General features: G+C 51.9%; 15 protein-coding genes and 1 riboswitch. Of the genes, 4 read left to right on the top strand and 11 right to left on the bottom strand.

Annotated features, from left to right (window positions below; translation table 11 throughout):
- Positions 1-151: 151 nt before the first annotated feature.
- The 7 genes from cobA to A3842_RS18445 form a co-directional block, all read right to left on the bottom strand.
- Positions 152-1,699, bottom strand: a complete 1,548-nt coding sequence (gene cobA, locus A3842_RS18475; RefSeq protein WP_074102311.1) for a uroporphyrinogen-III C-methyltransferase — start codon at positions 1,697-1,699, stop codon at positions 152-154.
- A gap of 5 nt (positions 1,700-1,704) precedes the next feature.
- A complete protein-coding gene (hemC, locus tag A3842_RS18470) occupies positions 1,705-2,655 on the bottom strand; it encodes a hydroxymethylbilane synthase (RefSeq protein WP_074102310.1) in 951 nt (316 codons plus the stop codon).
- Between the two features lie 42 nt (positions 2,656-2,697).
- On the bottom strand, positions 2,698-2,934 hold the full coding sequence (locus A3842_RS18465; RefSeq protein ID WP_074102309.1) for a hypothetical protein: 237 nt from the start codon (positions 2,932-2,934) through the stop codon (positions 2,698-2,700).
- A gap of 170 nt (positions 2,935-3,104) precedes the next feature.
- A complete protein-coding gene (locus tag A3842_RS18460) occupies positions 3,105-3,731 on the bottom strand; it encodes a precorrin-2 dehydrogenase/sirohydrochlorin ferrochelatase family protein (RefSeq protein ID WP_256701757.1) in 627 nt (208 codons plus the stop codon).
- A gap of 552 nt (positions 3,732-4,283) precedes the next feature.
- Positions 4,284-5,108: a cytochrome c biogenesis protein CcsA gene (gene ccsA / locus A3842_RS18455; protein ID WP_074102307.1), complete on the bottom strand. Its 825-nt coding sequence runs from the start codon at positions 5,106-5,108 to the stop codon at positions 4,284-4,286.
- A gap of 5 nt (positions 5,109-5,113) precedes the next feature.
- On the bottom strand, positions 5,114-6,505 hold the full coding sequence (gene hemA / locus A3842_RS18450; RefSeq protein WP_074102306.1) for a glutamyl-tRNA reductase: 1,392 nt from the start codon (positions 6,503-6,505) through the stop codon (positions 5,114-5,116).
- A gap of 311 nt (positions 6,506-6,816) precedes the next feature.
- Complete coding sequence (locus A3842_RS18445; RefSeq protein WP_074102305.1) at positions 6,817-7,659, bottom strand: protein phosphatase 2C domain-containing protein; 843 nt, start codon at positions 7,657-7,659, stop codon at positions 6,817-6,819.
- A 172-nt stretch (positions 7,660-7,831) separates the two neighbouring features.
- Positions 7,832-7,934, top strand: a riboswitch (purine riboswitch).
- Between the two features lie 128 nt (positions 7,935-8,062).
- Here A3842_RS18445 and A3842_RS18440 point away from each other — a divergent pair.
- The 3 genes from A3842_RS18440 to hpt all read left to right on the top strand — a co-directional run bounded on the left by A3842_RS18440 (position 8,063) and on the right by hpt (position 10,771).
- On the top strand, positions 8,063-8,623 hold the full coding sequence (locus tag A3842_RS18440; protein WP_074102304.1) for a phosphoribosyltransferase: 561 nt from the start codon (positions 8,063-8,065) through the stop codon (positions 8,621-8,623).
- 32 nt (positions 8,624-8,655) lie between these two features.
- Positions 8,656-10,170, top strand: a complete 1,515-nt coding sequence (locus A3842_RS18435) for an IMP dehydrogenase (RefSeq protein ID WP_074102303.1) — start codon at positions 8,656-8,658, stop codon at positions 10,168-10,170.
- A gap of 70 nt (positions 10,171-10,240) precedes the next feature.
- Positions 10,241-10,771, top strand: a complete 531-nt coding sequence (hpt, locus tag A3842_RS18430; RefSeq protein ID WP_074102302.1) for a hypoxanthine phosphoribosyltransferase — start codon at positions 10,241-10,243, stop codon at positions 10,769-10,771.
- Between the two features lie 103 nt (positions 10,772-10,874).
- Here hpt and A3842_RS18425 read toward each other — a convergent pair whose 3' ends face one another.
- From A3842_RS18425 to A3842_RS18410, 4 genes are all read right to left on the bottom strand, one after another.
- Complete coding sequence (locus A3842_RS18425) at positions 10,875-11,921, bottom strand: HD-GYP domain-containing protein (RefSeq protein ID WP_074086555.1); 1,047 nt, start codon at positions 11,919-11,921, stop codon at positions 10,875-10,877.
- Positions 11,922-12,158: 237 nt separating this feature from the next.
- Positions 12,159-12,722 carry a CueP family metal-binding protein gene (locus A3842_RS18420; protein ID WP_074102301.1) on the bottom strand — a complete coding sequence of 188 codons (564 nt, stop codon included), beginning with the start codon at positions 12,720-12,722 and terminating at the stop codon, positions 12,159-12,161.
- A gap of 96 nt (positions 12,723-12,818) precedes the next feature.
- Positions 12,819-13,997 (bottom strand): WD40/YVTN/BNR-like repeat-containing protein, encoded by a 1,179-nt coding sequence (locus A3842_RS18415; RefSeq protein WP_074102300.1) that lies wholly within the window; start codon positions 13,995-13,997, stop codon positions 12,819-12,821.
- Between the two features lie 102 nt (positions 13,998-14,099).
- Positions 14,100-15,200, bottom strand: a complete 1,101-nt coding sequence (locus tag A3842_RS18410; protein ID WP_074102299.1) for a hypothetical protein — start codon at positions 15,198-15,200, stop codon at positions 14,100-14,102.
- Between the two features lie 200 nt (positions 15,201-15,400).
- On the opposite strand from A3842_RS18410, the gene A3842_RS18405 reads away from it, so the two are divergent.
- Entirely contained in the window at positions 15,401-16,513 is a 1,113-nt protein-coding gene (locus tag A3842_RS18405; RefSeq protein ID WP_074102298.1) for an acyltransferase family protein, read from the top strand.
- The last annotated feature ends 207 nt before the right edge of the window (positions 16,514-16,720 follow it).

The raw sequence follows: 16,720 nt of genomic DNA, 5'->3' as shown, positions 1-16,720 counted from the left end.
GTCAATCCCCGACGGTCATGACAATAACCATTCCAATCCGGCCAGGCACGACAAAATCCCATCTATTTCAGCGAGCTATAACATTAACAATCCACTTCAGTGAGCCCGATCAAGAACCCATCGATCTCAGCCAGTCACGACAAAGCCCAGTTCACTTCAGCCTCATAGTCTCGTTCCAGCGGCAGAGCTCCTGCACCAGCGCTTCAATCGTCGCTTCTTCAGGAAGAAGTCCCGGTGTCAGCCCCGCCTCTACGGCGGTTTGTTCAGTCACGGGACCGATACAGGCAATCTTGACGCCTGCCAGCAGCGGAAGCGGATCTTCAAGCCCCATGCGCTGCAGAATGCTGATGAAGTTGCGAACCGTCGATGAGCTGGTAAAAGTCACTGCGTGGATCCGCTTTTCTTCCAGCAGCTTGAGCAGCTCGATATCGTCTTCACCTGTCACCACGGTCTCATAGGTGTCCACTTCGGTCACCTCCAGGCCGAGCTCCCGCAGCTTGTCCGGCAGCCACTCGCGCGCCAGATCGCCGCGCGGAAGAAGCACCTTCTGCCCCGGCTGCAGCCTTGGCCCGAAGGCTTCAAGCAGCCCCTCTGCCTGGAAGCGTCCAGGCAGCTCCTCGGCCACCAGCCCGCGCTGCGCAAGCGCCGCGGCTGTACCCGGACCCACCGCGCCGATCCGGGCGCGGTGCAGCCTGCGGATGTCCACCTTCAGCTCCGCCAGGTGGCGCCAAAAAAACTCCACGCCGTTCGCGCTCGTAAAGAATACGTAATCGTATTCTTCCAGCGACGCCAACGCGGCGGCAATACCTGCTTTCTGCTCGGCACCTTCGGGCATCCTCGTCTCAATGACCGGGAACTCGTACGGCTCTCCGCCGAGCTCCTCAATCCAATCCACCAGCTCGCTGGCCTGGCTGCGGGCCCGTGTAACCACAATGCGCTTGCCGAACAGCGGCAACGCCTCTGCCCACATGAGCTGCTCGCGCTGCAGCACAACCTCGCCGACAACGATCACGGCCGGCGACTGGAAATCAGCGGCCTTCACCTTCGCTTCAATGTCAGCGAGCGTCCCCGTAAGCGTCTCCTGATCCGCACGTGTCCCCCAGCGGACAAGCGCCACCGGCGTCTCCGGCGCCCGTCCATGCTTGATCAGCTGGGCGCTGATGTAGCCGATTTTGGCTACGCCCATCAGAAATATCAGTGTCCCCGTTGCATTGGTCACTTTATCCCAGTGAATAGAATGGTCCAGCTTATCCGGGCTTTCATGGCCTGTGATAATGGACAGTGAAGAAGCCATATCCCGGTGGGTCACCGGAATGCCGGCATACGCCGGAACACTGATCGCCGAGGTAATCCCCGGCACAATCTCATAATAAATACCGTGTCTGCGCAGCAGCTCCGCCTCTTCACCCACACGGCCAAAAATCGTCGGGTCCCCGCCCTTCAACCGGACTACCGTTTTGCCCTCCAGCGCCAAATCAACGAGCAGCTGATTGATCTCTTCCTGCTTCATCGTGTGGCGGTCCGGGAGTTTGCCTACATATATTTTTTGCCCGCCGGGCTTCATCCATTTCAGCAGTCTGGGACTGGCCAGCCGGTCGTATACCAGCACATCCGCCTTCTTAATACAATCCAGACCTTTGACCGTAATCAGCCTAGCATCCCCAGGTCCCGCACCTACCAGATATACCTTCCCCGTCATTTCTCTCATCCCCTTGCATCCGCCAAAATCTGTTCCGCTCCTCTGGCGATGAGCTTCCTGGCCACCTCTTCACCCAGCTGCGCCGGGTCATACCCGCTGCAGGTTTCCTTCAGGATGACCGAGCCATCCGGTGTTCCCACCATTCCTGTCAATGTAATCAGCCTTTGGGAGGCTGACTTCACAGCTTCATTGTCCAGCACGGCAAAAGCGCCAATCGGCACCTGGCAGCCGCCATTGAGAGCGCCCAGAAAAGTCCGCTCCGCCGCTACCGTAAGCGCCGTCTGCTCATCATTGTATAAGGCCAGCAGCTTCCGCAGCTCGGCATCATCCACCCGGCACTCGATCCCGAGTGCGCCTTGCCCTACAGCAGGCAGGCATACCTCCGGCGGCAAATACGCAGTTACCCGGTCTTGCCAGCCCATCCGGGCCAGCCCCGCCGCCGCCAGCAGAATGGCGTCGTATTCGCCGTTCGCAAGCTTACCCAGACGTGAGTCGATATTGCCGCGCACCGGCTCAATCTGAAGATCGGGCCGCAGCGCTGCAAGCTGGCTGGAACGGCGGAGGCTGCTTGTGCCTACGCGCGCACCCTGCGGCAGATCTTCGAGCGCAAGACCGCCGTTTGAAATCAGACAATCGCGGGGGTCCACGCGTTTCGGAACCGCACCATTCATCAATCCCTCCGGCAGTTCGGAGGGCATATCCTTCATACTATGTACAGCCATATCTATCTCATGGGCCAGCATCGCCTGCTCAATTTCCTTGACGAACAATCCCTTGCCGCCAACTTTGGACAGCGTTACATCAAGAATCCGGTCTCCCTTAGTTACAATCTTATGAACTTCAAACGTAAACCCAAACCCATGCTCCCCGCTCAACCGCTCCAAATCGGCAATTACCTGCCCCGTCTGCGTGAGCGCCAGCGCACTTTGTCTGCTGCCTACAATTATCTTCCTCATGCCTCATCCCTCCTGGTACCTGGTAACTGCCTCTGCCTTTGTTTAGCCCACTTCCAGCCTCGGCGCGTCATTAAAAGGTATTTCTACCTTTGTTTCGCCCACTTCCAGCCTCGGCGCGTCATTAAAAGGTATTTCTACCTTTGTTTCGCCCACTTCCAGCCTCGGCGCGTCATTCAAAGGTATTTCTACCTTTGTTTCACCCGCTTCCAGCCTTGGGGCGTCATTCAAAGGTATTTCTACCTTTGATTCGCCCACTTCCAGCCCCGGCGCGTCATTCAAAGGTATTTCTACCTTTGTTTCGCCCGCTTCCCGCGCAGGCTACCTGCGTCTCATTTGACGAAAACCCCATCTCATAACTCACACATTTAGAGTCATCAAGGCACGTTTTCCTCTAACCTAACGCCTTCCTGCAGCCTGACCTATTCCTCAGACTGCCAGCAGTTCACTACTTATTTTTCTAAATTTCGGGTGATCCAGTCGTCGATCTCGTCCGCACCCCACTCTATAAAGGTGCCCTGTCGCATCTCATTCAACACATCAACTTCGCCTAGCCTGCGCAGAAGCCGTCCACGCAGCTCCGGCGGCAGTTCCCTGCGCTTGATCTCTGTCCGCAGGTTGTGTAACCAGTCCAGATAGGGCTCATACTCTTCGCCCAGAATCCCAGCCAGCTGCTCCGTGATCTTCGCAGCTGCCGACGGTCCCGCGCCTGAAGTCGACACGGCGACCGTTAGCCGCCCCCGGCGAAGCACGCCGGGGGTAATGAAGCTGCCCGCCTCGGCCCGGCTGGCTACATTCACCGGAAGGCCCAGGCTGCGCGCCTCCCGGGCCACCGACTCATTCACCGCCGCATCGTTGCTGGCGGCGTAGACCAGGAATGCCCCCCGTATATCCCCGGGGGCATAGGGGCGGCTGATCCAACTCAGCCGCCCCGCTTCAGCCAGGGCGGCTAACGTCCCGGTCAGCGAAGGGCTGACCAGAACCACCGCTGCCCCGGCTTCTATAAGCGCGACCACCTTGCGCTCCGCCACCGCGCCGCCGCCAATGACAACCACACGCTGGTCCTGTAGATCCAGCATAATGGGAAAATACTTCACCATCCAGCCACACTCCTACTCCTGCCACCAACACATCCACTAGCCTGTAACGCAAATCCAACCGTGTACAACGCACATTAGATTCCCGTACCCGCTCCAGGAGAATTTATCGTCAATTCAATCTATCGCGTACATCGAGCCCACTAACGCATATATCAAGCCCTTCATCGCAACACCCGCAAAAACCAGCAGGAACCCATCCACTTCATCTGAACCAGTATCAAAATTCCCGCACCCGCGTTACCCGAATTTCACCGTCAATCCAATCTCAATTTTACTACTGTCAAGGCCAAATAGAACCCCTTCAGCTATCATTCTTTCTTATACTTACCTCGGGCGGTGACCTGTCAACCTCAGCTTTACTGACAGCATGTGGATGGTTAGCACACTTATAGCCCTATAGAAGAACTTAGATTTCATAAAAGAAGGGCTAATTTCTCACTTTCGTTCATTGTCACTTAATATGAAGTGTCACTCCACAAGGTAAGCCGTTACTTTCCCCCAAGAGAACAGCAGGCTCCACATAGCACTCCCCTAGCCCCCCCAGCCGTGAAACTCCGACCAGGAATTGAGCAAAAAATTCAAAATAATGAACCCGTACCCGGCAATAGCCCAGCGGGCCATAGAGGTCCCGCTGCGGCGGGCAGAGCGCTTGAGGAAGATATAGGCAATGTAGACCGCAAGCCCAATCAGGGTGGTCAGCACCTTAGAATCCTGAAACAATGGAGTCCGCCCTTCAGCAATAATCGACATTCCGGCCAGCACCAGTGAAGCCAGCAGCAGGGGAACCCCGGCCAGAATCGCGGTATATGAATATTTGTCCATGGTCTCAAGGCTCGGCAGGCGGCGGATGCGATCATCCCATTTTTTGTGCTTCAGCCGCGTATGCAGGAACAGATACATTATGGCAAAGACCGTTCCCAGTGTCAGGGCGGCAAAGCTCAGGTTGGCCAAAATGATATGCATCGCCAGCCACCCGTGCACCGCACTCCAGCTCTGCAGTGTATGATCCTCGGCAGTCAGCCAGACCCTGTTCAGCAGGAAGACACTGAAGCCTGCCATGCTGAGCAGCAGAATCGTAAATTCTCCGCCTCGGGTGTAGGCAATCGCAAGTGAGGTCAGCACAATAATGAAGGAGAACCAGAACAGGAAATCATACGGTGTAAAAATCGGCAAACCGTTCTCCTGTGAGAAGCGGATCGCCAGACCGGAAGATTGCAAAAGGCCAACAAAAACAAGAAGCCCTGTGCCCAGCCGCTTCCCGCCCGGATTCCGCTTAAGGCAATCCGAGAAAACAAACAGCAGGCTCAGGGCATATAGCAGCAGAGCTGTATCATATATTCCATTCAGCAGTTGCATCTGGTTCACCCGCCCAGCAGGCCTGCCGGAGCGAACACCGACTTCGGCAGCGTATACTCGCTGGCGGAATCGCGTTCAGCTTCCTTTCGTTCCGGCTCTGCAGAACTTCCGTCGTCTGTCCCTGTGCCAAGCTGCTCCTGAAGCGCAAAGATTTGTGTAAAATACTCCAGCGCTTCGTTTCCTTGCTTGCCGCCGGACAGCTCCTTAATGACATTGATCGGATCATGCATCATCTGATTGACAATGCTCTTCGTGAGACGGCGGATAACCTTGCGCTGATGCTCGTCCAGTTCCGGCAGTTTATTGAAGAGACTATCCATCGTATCTTCATATATACCATTGGATTTATCCTGCAGCGCACGGATCACCGGCCGGACCCCCATGGTCTTCAGCCACATCTGGAAATCTTCCAGCTCGGCTTCGATCATAACCTCGATCTTGGCGGCCTCTGTACGGCGCATTTCCAGGTTGGTCTCTACAATGCCTTCCAGATCGTCAATATCGTACAGGAACACATCCGGGACGCTCGCCGCCGCCGGGTCAATATCACGAGGCACAGCTATATCAATCATGAACAGCGGACGCGATGGGCGGCGCTTCATATTCTCAGCCACTTGAGCCGCTGTCAGGACATAGCCATCCGCTCCCGTCGAGCTGATCACAATATCCACTTCATCGAGATGCTGTAAGGCTTGCTCAATCGTGCTCGGCTTGCCCGAGAACTTCTCGGCAAGCTCCACAGCACGCGACAGCGTCCGGTTGGCGACAATCACTTCCGCCGCGCCGCTGCTGTACAGATGCTTCACCGTCAGCTCGCTCATTTTGCCGGCGCCAAGAATCAGCACTCTTTTGCCGGAGAACATGCCAAAGATCCGCTTGCCCAGCTCCACAGCCGCATAGCTGACAGATACTGCACTCTCGCCAATCGATGTTTCGCTGTGAGCGCGTTTGCCCAGTGTAACCGCCTGCTTGAACAGCCGGTTGAACCAGGTTCCTGTCACCCCTTCGCCCTGGGCAGTCAAAAAAGCACTGCGCACCTGTCCCAGGATCTGCGTCTCACCGATCACCATAGAATCCAGACCGCAGGTTACGCGGAAGAGATGGGCAATCGCCTGCTCGTCTTCATATATATACATATGCTGTGCAAATACATCGCTTTTCACTCCAAACCACTGCTCCATATAGCTGCGGATGAAATATCCGCACATGTGAAGCCGGTCCACAACCACATAAATTTCTGTCCGGTTGCAGGTAGCAACGACGACCCCTTCCAGCACGCTTTTGGTCTCCATCAGCTGATGTAACGCCGCAGGCAGATCCCTCTCGGCAAAAGCGAACTGTTCCCTGACCTCTACGGGTGCCGTGCGGTAATTCAGGCCAACGACGACAATATGCATCGTTTGTTCACCATCCTAATCTCTATTCATTGGTGCAGGCACTGTTGCCGCTCATCCGTAATTAGCTGCTGCCACTTTCACAACTTCTATAAACGCTGTGTTAAGTATATCACATGAAAAAGCACCTTTTGACAAAACCTTTGAACTATTTATGAAATCCAGATAATAATCATTATAAACAAGCTAAACGTCATTGTCGCCCTTAAAATAGCTCCGTACCGGTTCAGCAGGAAATATAAAAACCGTGGCAACGCCATGGTTAGGATCGGTTATTTTTAGATTTTTAATCAGCTTACGCTTGGGAAAACCGCCTACCCCAAATGCAGCACTATACATGTTTTATCATCAGAAACCTTGAGGCGCGGAACCTCCAGCAGCATCCGGTCCTCTTGTTCCTTATCATACAAAGCCCCGGCATACCCCTCAGCCCCAAGTCTCTCCAGAGCATCCGTCAATTCCGTCCATTTAGATTCTTCGGTGTACAAGCCGTCGCTGAACATATAGAGACTCTCCAGATTCGCCCGGTTAAACGTTCCTTTCTCCAAAAACTGCGGGAATCGCGGGTCGCCATTTAATACCCCGTAGCCGTCAATCGTATTGGCCAAGTTCCGGTTGCCCGTGAGGTTAGGTATAAGCGCTCTGCGAAGCTCTGCCGGATCGCTTATGCCTTCGGAGCGAAGCTGCGCCATCTTGTCCAGCGTCTTCCGGTCAACATGCGCCAATTGGGGATGGGTCAGCGCTCTGACCGTACCATCCTTATACCTGGCAAGCAGCATACAATCCCCTGCCTGTACGTATTCAACGCTGTATTCATGGATCTTCACCACGACCAAGGCTGCCGACCACCGATTGGATGCCTCCCCCGTATCCACACCTTCCGCCACCATCTGCTGCCACAGAGCCTGGTTCGCTTCAGTTGCAGTCTGCTCCAGCTTCCCGTGCGGGTCCATTGTCATAAAATGTGCTGCCGCCAGCTGCGCCGCTATATATCCTCCTGTCTGCCCCTCCGGATTCCGGTATGGCGAAAGCGAAGTCGCTCCATCCACAACGCCATACACACATCCCTCTTCATGAATGACCAGCGCATCCTCGTTCCACTCCCCATCACCTTTCAACGAACAAGTATCCATTTTCCATTGCGAAGCTTCCGGCATCTCAATCACTCTCCCCAGTCACAGTCGTTGTAATCAAATCTAACATATAAATCAAATATTGACACACAATATTGCGAATGATAGCATATAACAAATGATTAAAGTCACTATTCCTAACATATAGATTAATAATCCTACCCGATTCCTACCTAATGTCACTTTTCATTCATAATTCCTCTAATTTCACACCTCTTGTATAAGCTCGTTAATTTGGTATGAGCGTTTCTACAGGCAACCGTAAATTGCCCCAGGCTACAAGAGGCACTGCAAGGCTGATGGATATTCAAGACGAGAGCCCGCATGATTTTGGTGCGCTTCTCCATGATGCCGTTTGCCCTCCAGGTGCCTCTTGTAGTCCGGGTTTTTTTGTATATGCTAACACAACTTTTAAGGAGTGAAGACTATGAGCGCATCCTATGCAAGACTCAGCGAATCCATCAGCAACGCTAAAAATGTAAGGATTTATAAAAATAAAGATACCGCCTATGATTTCAAGCTTTATCCTTTCGGCGAGCGCGGCACCTATATTGATCCTGAGCTGATTAGTGAAATCACGGACAGCCTTGCCGAGAGCATTACGGTGCAGTTCCCTGCTTTTGATTATATCGTATCTCCCGAGCCAGGTGGACATACCTGGGGGATGCTCGCGGCCTACAAGCTGATGAAACCGATGAATATTCTGCGTCTCAGCACCGAATTATACGATAACTATGAAGTTAGCATCAAACGCGAGACGGCGTATAATGAGAACTATATCTATTTTGACGGATTCACTTCCGGGGACCGGGTGCTCCTCGTCGATGATGTGATCAGCTCAGGCGCTACCATCCGCTGCATCGCCCAACAAATGGAACACATGGGCATTCAGCTTGTCGGTGTTCAGGCGATTCTGGCCAAGGGCGAGCATTACAAACAGCTGGAAATGGATATTGGTGTACCGGTACAATTCCTGTCAAAAGTATAGAAAAAACAAACCAAGAGAGGGAGCGACCACACATGGCTTACTATTATGATCAGCCGTCCAGAACGTTCAGCGAATTCCTGCTGGTGCCGAATCTGACGACCAAAGAATGCATTCCGGGAAATGTCGATCTCAGAACTCCGGTGACCAAATTCCGCAAGGGAGAAACGCCAGCCCTGACGATGAACCTCCCCGTGACTTCTGCAGTAATGCAGGCTGTCTCCGACCATAATATGGCGATTGCCCTGGCCAAAAGCGGCGGAATTTCCTTCATTTATGGCTCGCAGCCGATTGAGCAGCAGGTGGAGATGGTCCGCAGAGTCAAGAAATTCAAGGCCGGCTTCGTGCTCAGTGATTCCAATCTGCGTCCCGAGGACACCCTGAAGGATGTGCTGGAGCTGAAAGCCCGCAGCGGCCATTCGACCATCGCGATCACCGACAACGGAGAGCCTACAGGCAAGCTGATGGGCATAGTCACCAGCCGCGATTACCGTGAGAACCGGCTGCCGCCGGACTGCGCGATTACAGGGTTCATGACACCGCTCGCTTCACTGATCTATGCCAATGAAGGCATCTCCCTGACTGAAGCCAATGACATGATCTGGGATCATAAGCTGAACTGTCTGCCGATTGTGAGCAGCAGCGGCCATCTGGTTCATCTCGTGTTCCGCAAGGACTACGACAGCCATCAGGAGTACCCGCTCGAGCTGCATGACAGCAACAAGCAGCTAATCGTCGGGGCAGGCATCAACTCCAGAGACTATAAGGAACGTGTTCCGGCGCTTGTGGAAGCAGGTGCGGATGTACTCTGCATTGACTCCTCGGATGGTTACTCCGAATGGCAGGCCGAGACGATCCACTATATTAAGGAGACTTTTGGGGAGAAAGTAAAGGTTGGCGCAGGCAATGTAGTGGACAAGGAAGGCTTCCTCTATCTGGTCGAAGCAGGTGCGGACTTCATCAAGGTCGGCATAGGCGGCGGTTCCATCTGCATCACCCGTGAGCAAAAAGGCATCGGGCGCGGCCAGGCTTCCTCCGTCATTGAAGTCGCTGAAGCACGCCAGGAATATTACGAGAAAACAGGCATCTACGTCCCGATCTGCTCCGACGGCGGCATCGTGCATGACTACCATATCGTTCTTGCCCTGGCGATGGGGGCCGACTTCGTGATGCTGGGCCGCTATTTCGCCCGCTTCGATGAAAGCCCGGGCCGCAAGCTGCTGGTCGGCGGCAACTTCGTGAAGGAGTATTGGGGCGAAGGCTCCAGCCGGGCCCGCAACTGGCAGCGGTACGACTTCGGCAATGCCGACAAGGAGAGCAAGCTGGAGTTCGAGGAAGGCGTGGATTCCTTCATTCCTTATGCCGGTCGTCTCAAAGATAATCTGGATCTCAGCATCAGCAAAATCAAATCCACCATGTGCAACTGCGGTGCACTAACCATCCCGCAGCTGCAGCAACAGGCGAAGATTACCCTTGTCTCTTCGACAACCATCTTTGAAGGCGGAGCACATGATGTTATGCTTAAGGAAAAGGACAGATCATCATCCTGATCATAAGCAGCCCGTGAACACAGAAAGCTTGCTGCGGCGGGATCATTCTGATTCATAAGGAGCCCACACAATGACGTCATTACAAAAGGTTCTGGTAACCAAAACAGAGCTGCAGCAAAGAGTCCAGGTGCTTGGAGCAGACATATCACGGGATTACGAAGGTAAGGAGCTGGTGCTCATCGGCATCCTCAAGGGAGCAGCCGTATTTATGGCTGACCTGATGCGCGAGATCACCCTCCCTATCGGCATGGATTACATGTCCGTATCCAGCTATGGCGCCAGCTCCACCTCAAGCGGCGTCATCACCGTCAAAAAAGACATCGACACCGACATCCGTGGTAAACATGTCCTCCTCGTCGAGGACATGATCGACACCGGCCTGACCCTGCAGCATCTCAAGCAGCTCTTTGCTCTCCGGGAGGCTGCAAGTGTCCGCATCTGCACCATCCTCAGCAAGCCCTCCCGCCGCCTTGCCGACATCCCCATCGACTACTGCGGCATCGAAATCCCCGACGAATTCGTCGTCGGCTACGGCCTGGACTACGCGGAGCAGTTCCGCAATTTGCCGGAGGTGTGGATTGTGGAGACAGGGGAAGAATGAGTATCTAATACAAGTAGTAAAGAGCCGCCACTGATCTTAAGTGCCGGCTCTTTTAAATTCCCCCGATAATCCAACTAGCGCATACCTATCAGTTAAAATTGATCTAAACTATAATTTCTCGAATATTCAGATTACGTTCTTTTGACAAATCTATAAATACCTCTTTCACTTTCACAAGGGGTCTGAAAAAATCCATAGGATTGTTCAATACAATTTCTCCTATGTGTCCATTGCTAAGCTGTACCTTTTTTCCAATCATATTAGGGAGCAGATTATGTATTAGCGCTTGCACGGGCTTCTCGTTCAGTTTACCGAATCCAAGCTCATAAATTTCTTGCAGCACTATTGAGAAGTTTCGCCTTGGCTGTTCCGCAGGAGTAAATGTCTTGCTGATGAATTCATTGGCCACAGCAACAATCTGGGCATAGGGATGGATTTTATCTTTTTGTAATCCGAGTGGATAGCCTGTTCCGTCCTCCCTTTCGTGATGCTGCAGCGCCACTAATGCAGTTGTATCATTGTTCAACGATTTGCGGATAATCTGATAGCCTGCCGCAGTATGCTTCTGAAGCACCTTTTCTTCCTCATCATTTAATTGGCCGACCCGGTTACGGATGGATAACGGAACGCGACTCTTCCCGATATCATGGAGGTATCCTGCCTTGCTAATTTCAAGTCTTTCACTCTTCGGATAGCCTAGCCACGCAGCAATATAGTATGACAACAAACCAACCTGCAAGGAGTGATTGTAAATGGTCTCATCTTCTTTTTGGAAACTGAAGAGTAGTGTAAGCACGTCTTTTTGCTCATCAAGCTGTTCCAACAAAGGCATTAGCGTCCATTTCACTTTCGATTGATCAAACTCTCCTGAGATTACAGCCTCCAAAAAGAAGGCTTGGTATTCCCTAATAGATTCATCATAATTATGTTTGACTCTCAGAGGACGTTCAGTACCATTAAATACCTCTCTGGCTATACGTTCTTCTACACTGCCCTCAACATCCACAAATTTAATGTTATGTTTATTCAGTAATGCAATATCCTCAAGACGGATTTTTGTCTTTTTTGCCAGCACATGAAGACCTTGACGGTTAAAAATATCGGTTTTCAGAACATCGCCGATCTTCAGTTTCTTAATATGTATTCTCACCTTGTGTCCCTCCGAAATAGATTAAGTCTTTATTATTCTATCGTATGAACACAACCTTTTATAAATAGTTCTTAACACCCCTCTCTGACCGATTCCGCATAACTTAATGCGCATCTTCTAACAAATGTTACCATGATTAGGGTAATATAAAACCCTCGCCTCAATTATGGAGACGGGGGTTCATATCCATTATCTTGCATTGTAGACGACAGGTGCTGAGACTTGCCTAGTTGTCCCTCACCCTAACTGCATCGTCGTAACACAGGTATCGTCCTTCTCGAACGTGGAAATCTCGGATTCGGCTTTTTTGCCGTCATGCTCAATCGTTACCTGATAGGTCTGGTCCCGCGGCAGCCACAAATCGATGAATCCGTTGGGCTGGGATTTCACGGTTTGGTTGTCCATGACCTTATTGCCGTCCGTGTCTTTGACCGAAATATTAAACTCTTCCTCGACCATCTCTCCCTGGCATCCGGTCAGATTATGGGTTGCACACGGATGTGTCTTCTCGACGTAGGGTGCGATGGAGACAAAAAATTCGTCTGCCGGCAATCGATAGGTCGTAGATTTGGTTTCGCTCTCTTTAACAATAAGCTGTGTGGATGAAATAGACGCCGACTCGGCTTGTGCGGTCCGCATGCTGTAGCTTTGCACCATTTCCTTGAAGCTCGGGGTATCCATTTCCACTACAGCCGTATCCGGTTTGCTGTTAACGTTCTTGTCTGTGGTTCCAGCCAACATATATGTTCCTATGGCGATAACAACCACTAGTCCTGCGGCTACGAGAACTTTATTTCTCATCTGGACAATCCTCCTCCTGTCTCTTTCCCCTATTATAAGCGGGAGAGGACCGCTATAGACAAGACGAAAACGTGACAAATCTCTGAAACAGAGCCCTTAGAACTCAAAAGAAAACTTGGCACTCCAATTCGCCCCTGTATCTTTGGTGAAATACAGGGTTGAGCTATTCAGATCCCGTACCGCCAGCCAGCCCTGATTATGATCTACGAAGGAGATCACACCTTCAAAGCCCAAAACCGTCTTGGAGTTGCTCCACACCTGGCTGTTATTCTTGGTCATGCCGGTTCCTACCATCTGGGCCGCAGGCTGATAGCCCACCATGAAGGCCGTCGTTTTGCCGATCAGCTGCATATTTCCCGGACTGCCCGAACCCGGTCCCTTCTTCACTTTGGCCGCTCCGCTCCCTGGTGCCGGGCCGCCACCGGCAGTTTCCTGAGCGATGACCCGGGTCCAGCTGCTGCCAGCATTGGAGCTGCCATAGAGTGAATACGAGGTCTGCGACATACCCGAACCACCGTAGAGTACGGTATACACCTGCGACGCATTCGCGTAAACTCTAGCATACTGCGGGTCGGCATAAGCTGCCTTCATCATCCGCTTCCAGCTGGCTCCGCCATCGGTGGTTCTCATCACCTGGTAGCCGCTGCCTGGAACGATAACTACCGCCCAGCCGCTATTGCGGCTTGTGAAATCAGCTCCGCGCGTATTGGCCGGTGTAGTGATTTTGCTCCAACTGACCCCACCATTGTTCGTATAATAGGTAGAGGCACGGTTATAGCCAAACCCGGTTGTACTATCCAGGAATTCTATGCGTTCAAAAGTTACCATGTCAGAACCCAGCCGTTTCCAGGTTGAGCCGCCATCCGTCGTTCGAATCAAGTACTTGTCTTGTCCACCCTGAACAGCTGCCAGCGCCCACCCGTGTACATTATCCGGATAATCGATCTGCTGAAAGCTCCATTGTCCCTGATAGATCTCCTGAAAGTGACAGCCGCCATCCGAAGTCCCGATGAGAAAGCCGTTACCGGCCGCCCGGCCCGTATCCGCGTTCAGAAAATCCACAGCAGCGAAGGTAAGCGGCTCCGAACTCCCATCAGTATGCTTCTTCTGCAGCTTCTGCAGAATTCCGTGATCCCCGCTACTGCAGGACGGTGTTGGTGTTGCTGGCGCCGCCGCTGCTGTCATTGAAGCTGCTGTCCCCCACCCTGCATAAGTGAGCAGACCTACAGAGAGCAGGGTCAACGAGGTTAGCTGTAATCGTTTGGTCCATTTCATAGTTACACCTCCTAGGGTATATTTACCCTGTTTGGCCATCACGAAGCGGCGGTTGCAGGTGCCGTTCCGGACTTCCAGCGGGTGCTACTGATCAGCTTGTAATTAGGCTTGGTCATGAAGAGCCTCCTGAGTGGCTGGCAGCGGGCGGGAAGATGGGCTTGCAGACATTAAGCTGGAGAGTTTTTTGTAATTGAGCGAGAAGAGAATGCCCAGTACGGCTTCTGCAAGAATGATGAAATCCCTATTGGAGGTCACCAGCGGAACCGCAACAACACCAACGACGATAAGAACCCAAGGAACCGGATGATCCATGTAATGTTCTATGTAGCGGCCCAGCCACAGCAGGATTCTCATCGCCGCATAGGTGCAGACCAGAGCCAAACCCCACATCCATACAATATATAAGCGGCCCAGACCCAACCGGTCAAATGCCAGGATCAGGAACAGATGGGTAAACAGAAATAGTAGCGAATGCTTGCCGAAATACAGAATCAGATTTGTGGAAGCGTAGCTTTTTTTGCGTCTGAAGAGGTAGAAGACCCCGAACAACACCACCAGCGACAGCAGCAGATATTGCACGGACATATTATATTTAACAAAATCCGTTTCATGCACGCCTCCGTAACTGACTACGGCAAGCAGCAGCCCTGCACATAGAGCTAGAATGAGATTCACCCGATTATTGCACCGGTAGGCAAAGATTCCGGCCACAAACGCAAACATCCAGGGGAAATACGTAAACCCGATCGTCTCTGTGAACAAAACAGACTTGAGAGGAAAATCCGGTATACGGTGGCCGATGAATCCATGTACTGAATACGCTATCAGCGACAAAAGGAGGTATAAATAGAGTGGAGGTTTGAGGTATTTCTCCAGAAGGTATACACTGAGCACCCCGAGTGCGATGATCTGAGGAACGTCCATAATCTTGAATGCCTGAATATCCGGTCTCCACATGAGATTATATGAGAAGCCGATGACAACGAACAGCGCATAAAAGCTAATCATCGATCTGAAGCTTCGCCTGCGTGCCTGCAGCGTGGTTGTCACCCCCGAGACCGCAAAGAAAAGTACAGGAGCCAAACCGGCAACGATCTGAAACACACGTTCATTACCATTAAAATAAAGCGGAATATGCGCCATAATCATCAAAATACAGCTAATCCCCTTGATCGCATCCAATGAATAGTCATATTCCTTCATCCGCTCACTTTCCTTTCATTTCATATGATTACACATCAATTATAAAAAGAACCCCAACTCCCCCTATTTATATAACGATCACGTAAGTATATCAACCAACTAAGGTAGTATTTGAAATAACTAGTTTGCACCATTGTTCTTACCTATTATTTCCTATAACCTAATGTATAACTTATATGTTAGGGGGCTGCCGCCAAGCCATGCAAGCACCGGACACATCTTCAGTGACACCTGCAGCGGAATCGATTTCCGCCACCGTAAGAACCCCTCGGCTCAAAGTGATCGACATGGTAAGAGGCATTACGATTCTGCTCGTGGTAGTAGGACATGCCGGCTTAACTCCAGTCGTTCTGAATGATATGTTCAGAGACTTCCGGCTTCCACTGTTCTTCATCGTCTCCGGGTACCTCTTCAGCGCCTCCAAATATTTTGACAATTTCACATCCCTGCTGCGTACCCGAATCGTTACCCTCGTCGTTCCCTATCTCTCTGCTGGGCTCCTAAGCTACCTGCTCTGGCTTACACTCCGAACCCTCGAGACCAATCACACCCCGGACATCGCTTGGCATGAACCTCTAGTGGCTATCGCTTACGGAACCTATTCCGGCGGCCTGCTCCTGAACATTCCCATCTGGTTCCTGGCCTGTCTGTTCATGACCCAGATTATTTTCTGCCTCAGTATGCGTTATCTGAGTGGACGCCCGCTCCTCCTGCAGCTTGCCGCCATGCTCTCATTAAGCCTGTCCGGCTATGCTCTAAGCACTGTAGCCTTCCTGCCCTGGAACATCGATGTCGCACTCGTTGCCCAGCTCTTCGTGTTCATCGGCTACCAGCTTAAGCAGCGTCAACTGCTCGGCAAGATCCGTATCTTCAACCTGGGCACCCTCCTACTAATAGTCATTTTCCTAGCCGCAGCCTACTTCAACAGCTATGTAGATATGAACAATAGGGAATACGGCAATCTGCTTCTTTTCTACACCGCCGGGATCGCCGGCAGCCTGCTCACCATCCAAATGACCCAACTGCTCTCCAAATCCAGATTCTTCACTGCCTTCCTCACCTACATCGGCCAAGAATCTCTCGCCATCCTGATCTTCCACTATGGTATCTTCATCCTGCTGCTGAACTTCATGGAGCACAACCTCTATGACAGCTACCTGAGCTGGTTCCCAACCACAGTGATAGCTGTTGCAGGGTCGCTAGGGCTAAGTATGGTGGTGAAGCGGGTGCCGGGGCTGGGGTTTTTGGTTGGGGGGAAGAAGAAGGTTACGACGAAAAAGCCCTCTCTGGAGAGGGCTACGGCGTCTTATTAACAAACTTAGATTTGAAGAAAGAACTAACATTCCTAAAAAGGTAAACAAAGAAGTGGAATTCCTAGAGGAAGCATTATGAAACCAGCCTAACTTGGAGTAAACATCTTCTACTCTGAGGCGAGTTAGCAATGCTTGTTGATGATTATCGAGAATAAAAGCATATTCATTCAAATCTGTAGAATGTTTTATAATAATATTGTTTATGAG

Source organism: Paenibacillus sp. P3E, from assembly GCF_001909045.1.
Taxonomy (GTDB): Bacteria; Bacillota; Bacilli; order Paenibacillales; family Paenibacillaceae; genus Paenibacillus_AQ; species Paenibacillus_AQ helianthi.
Note: the sequence above shows the minus strand (reverse complement) of the source record. Positions and strands in the feature narration are given on the sequence as shown.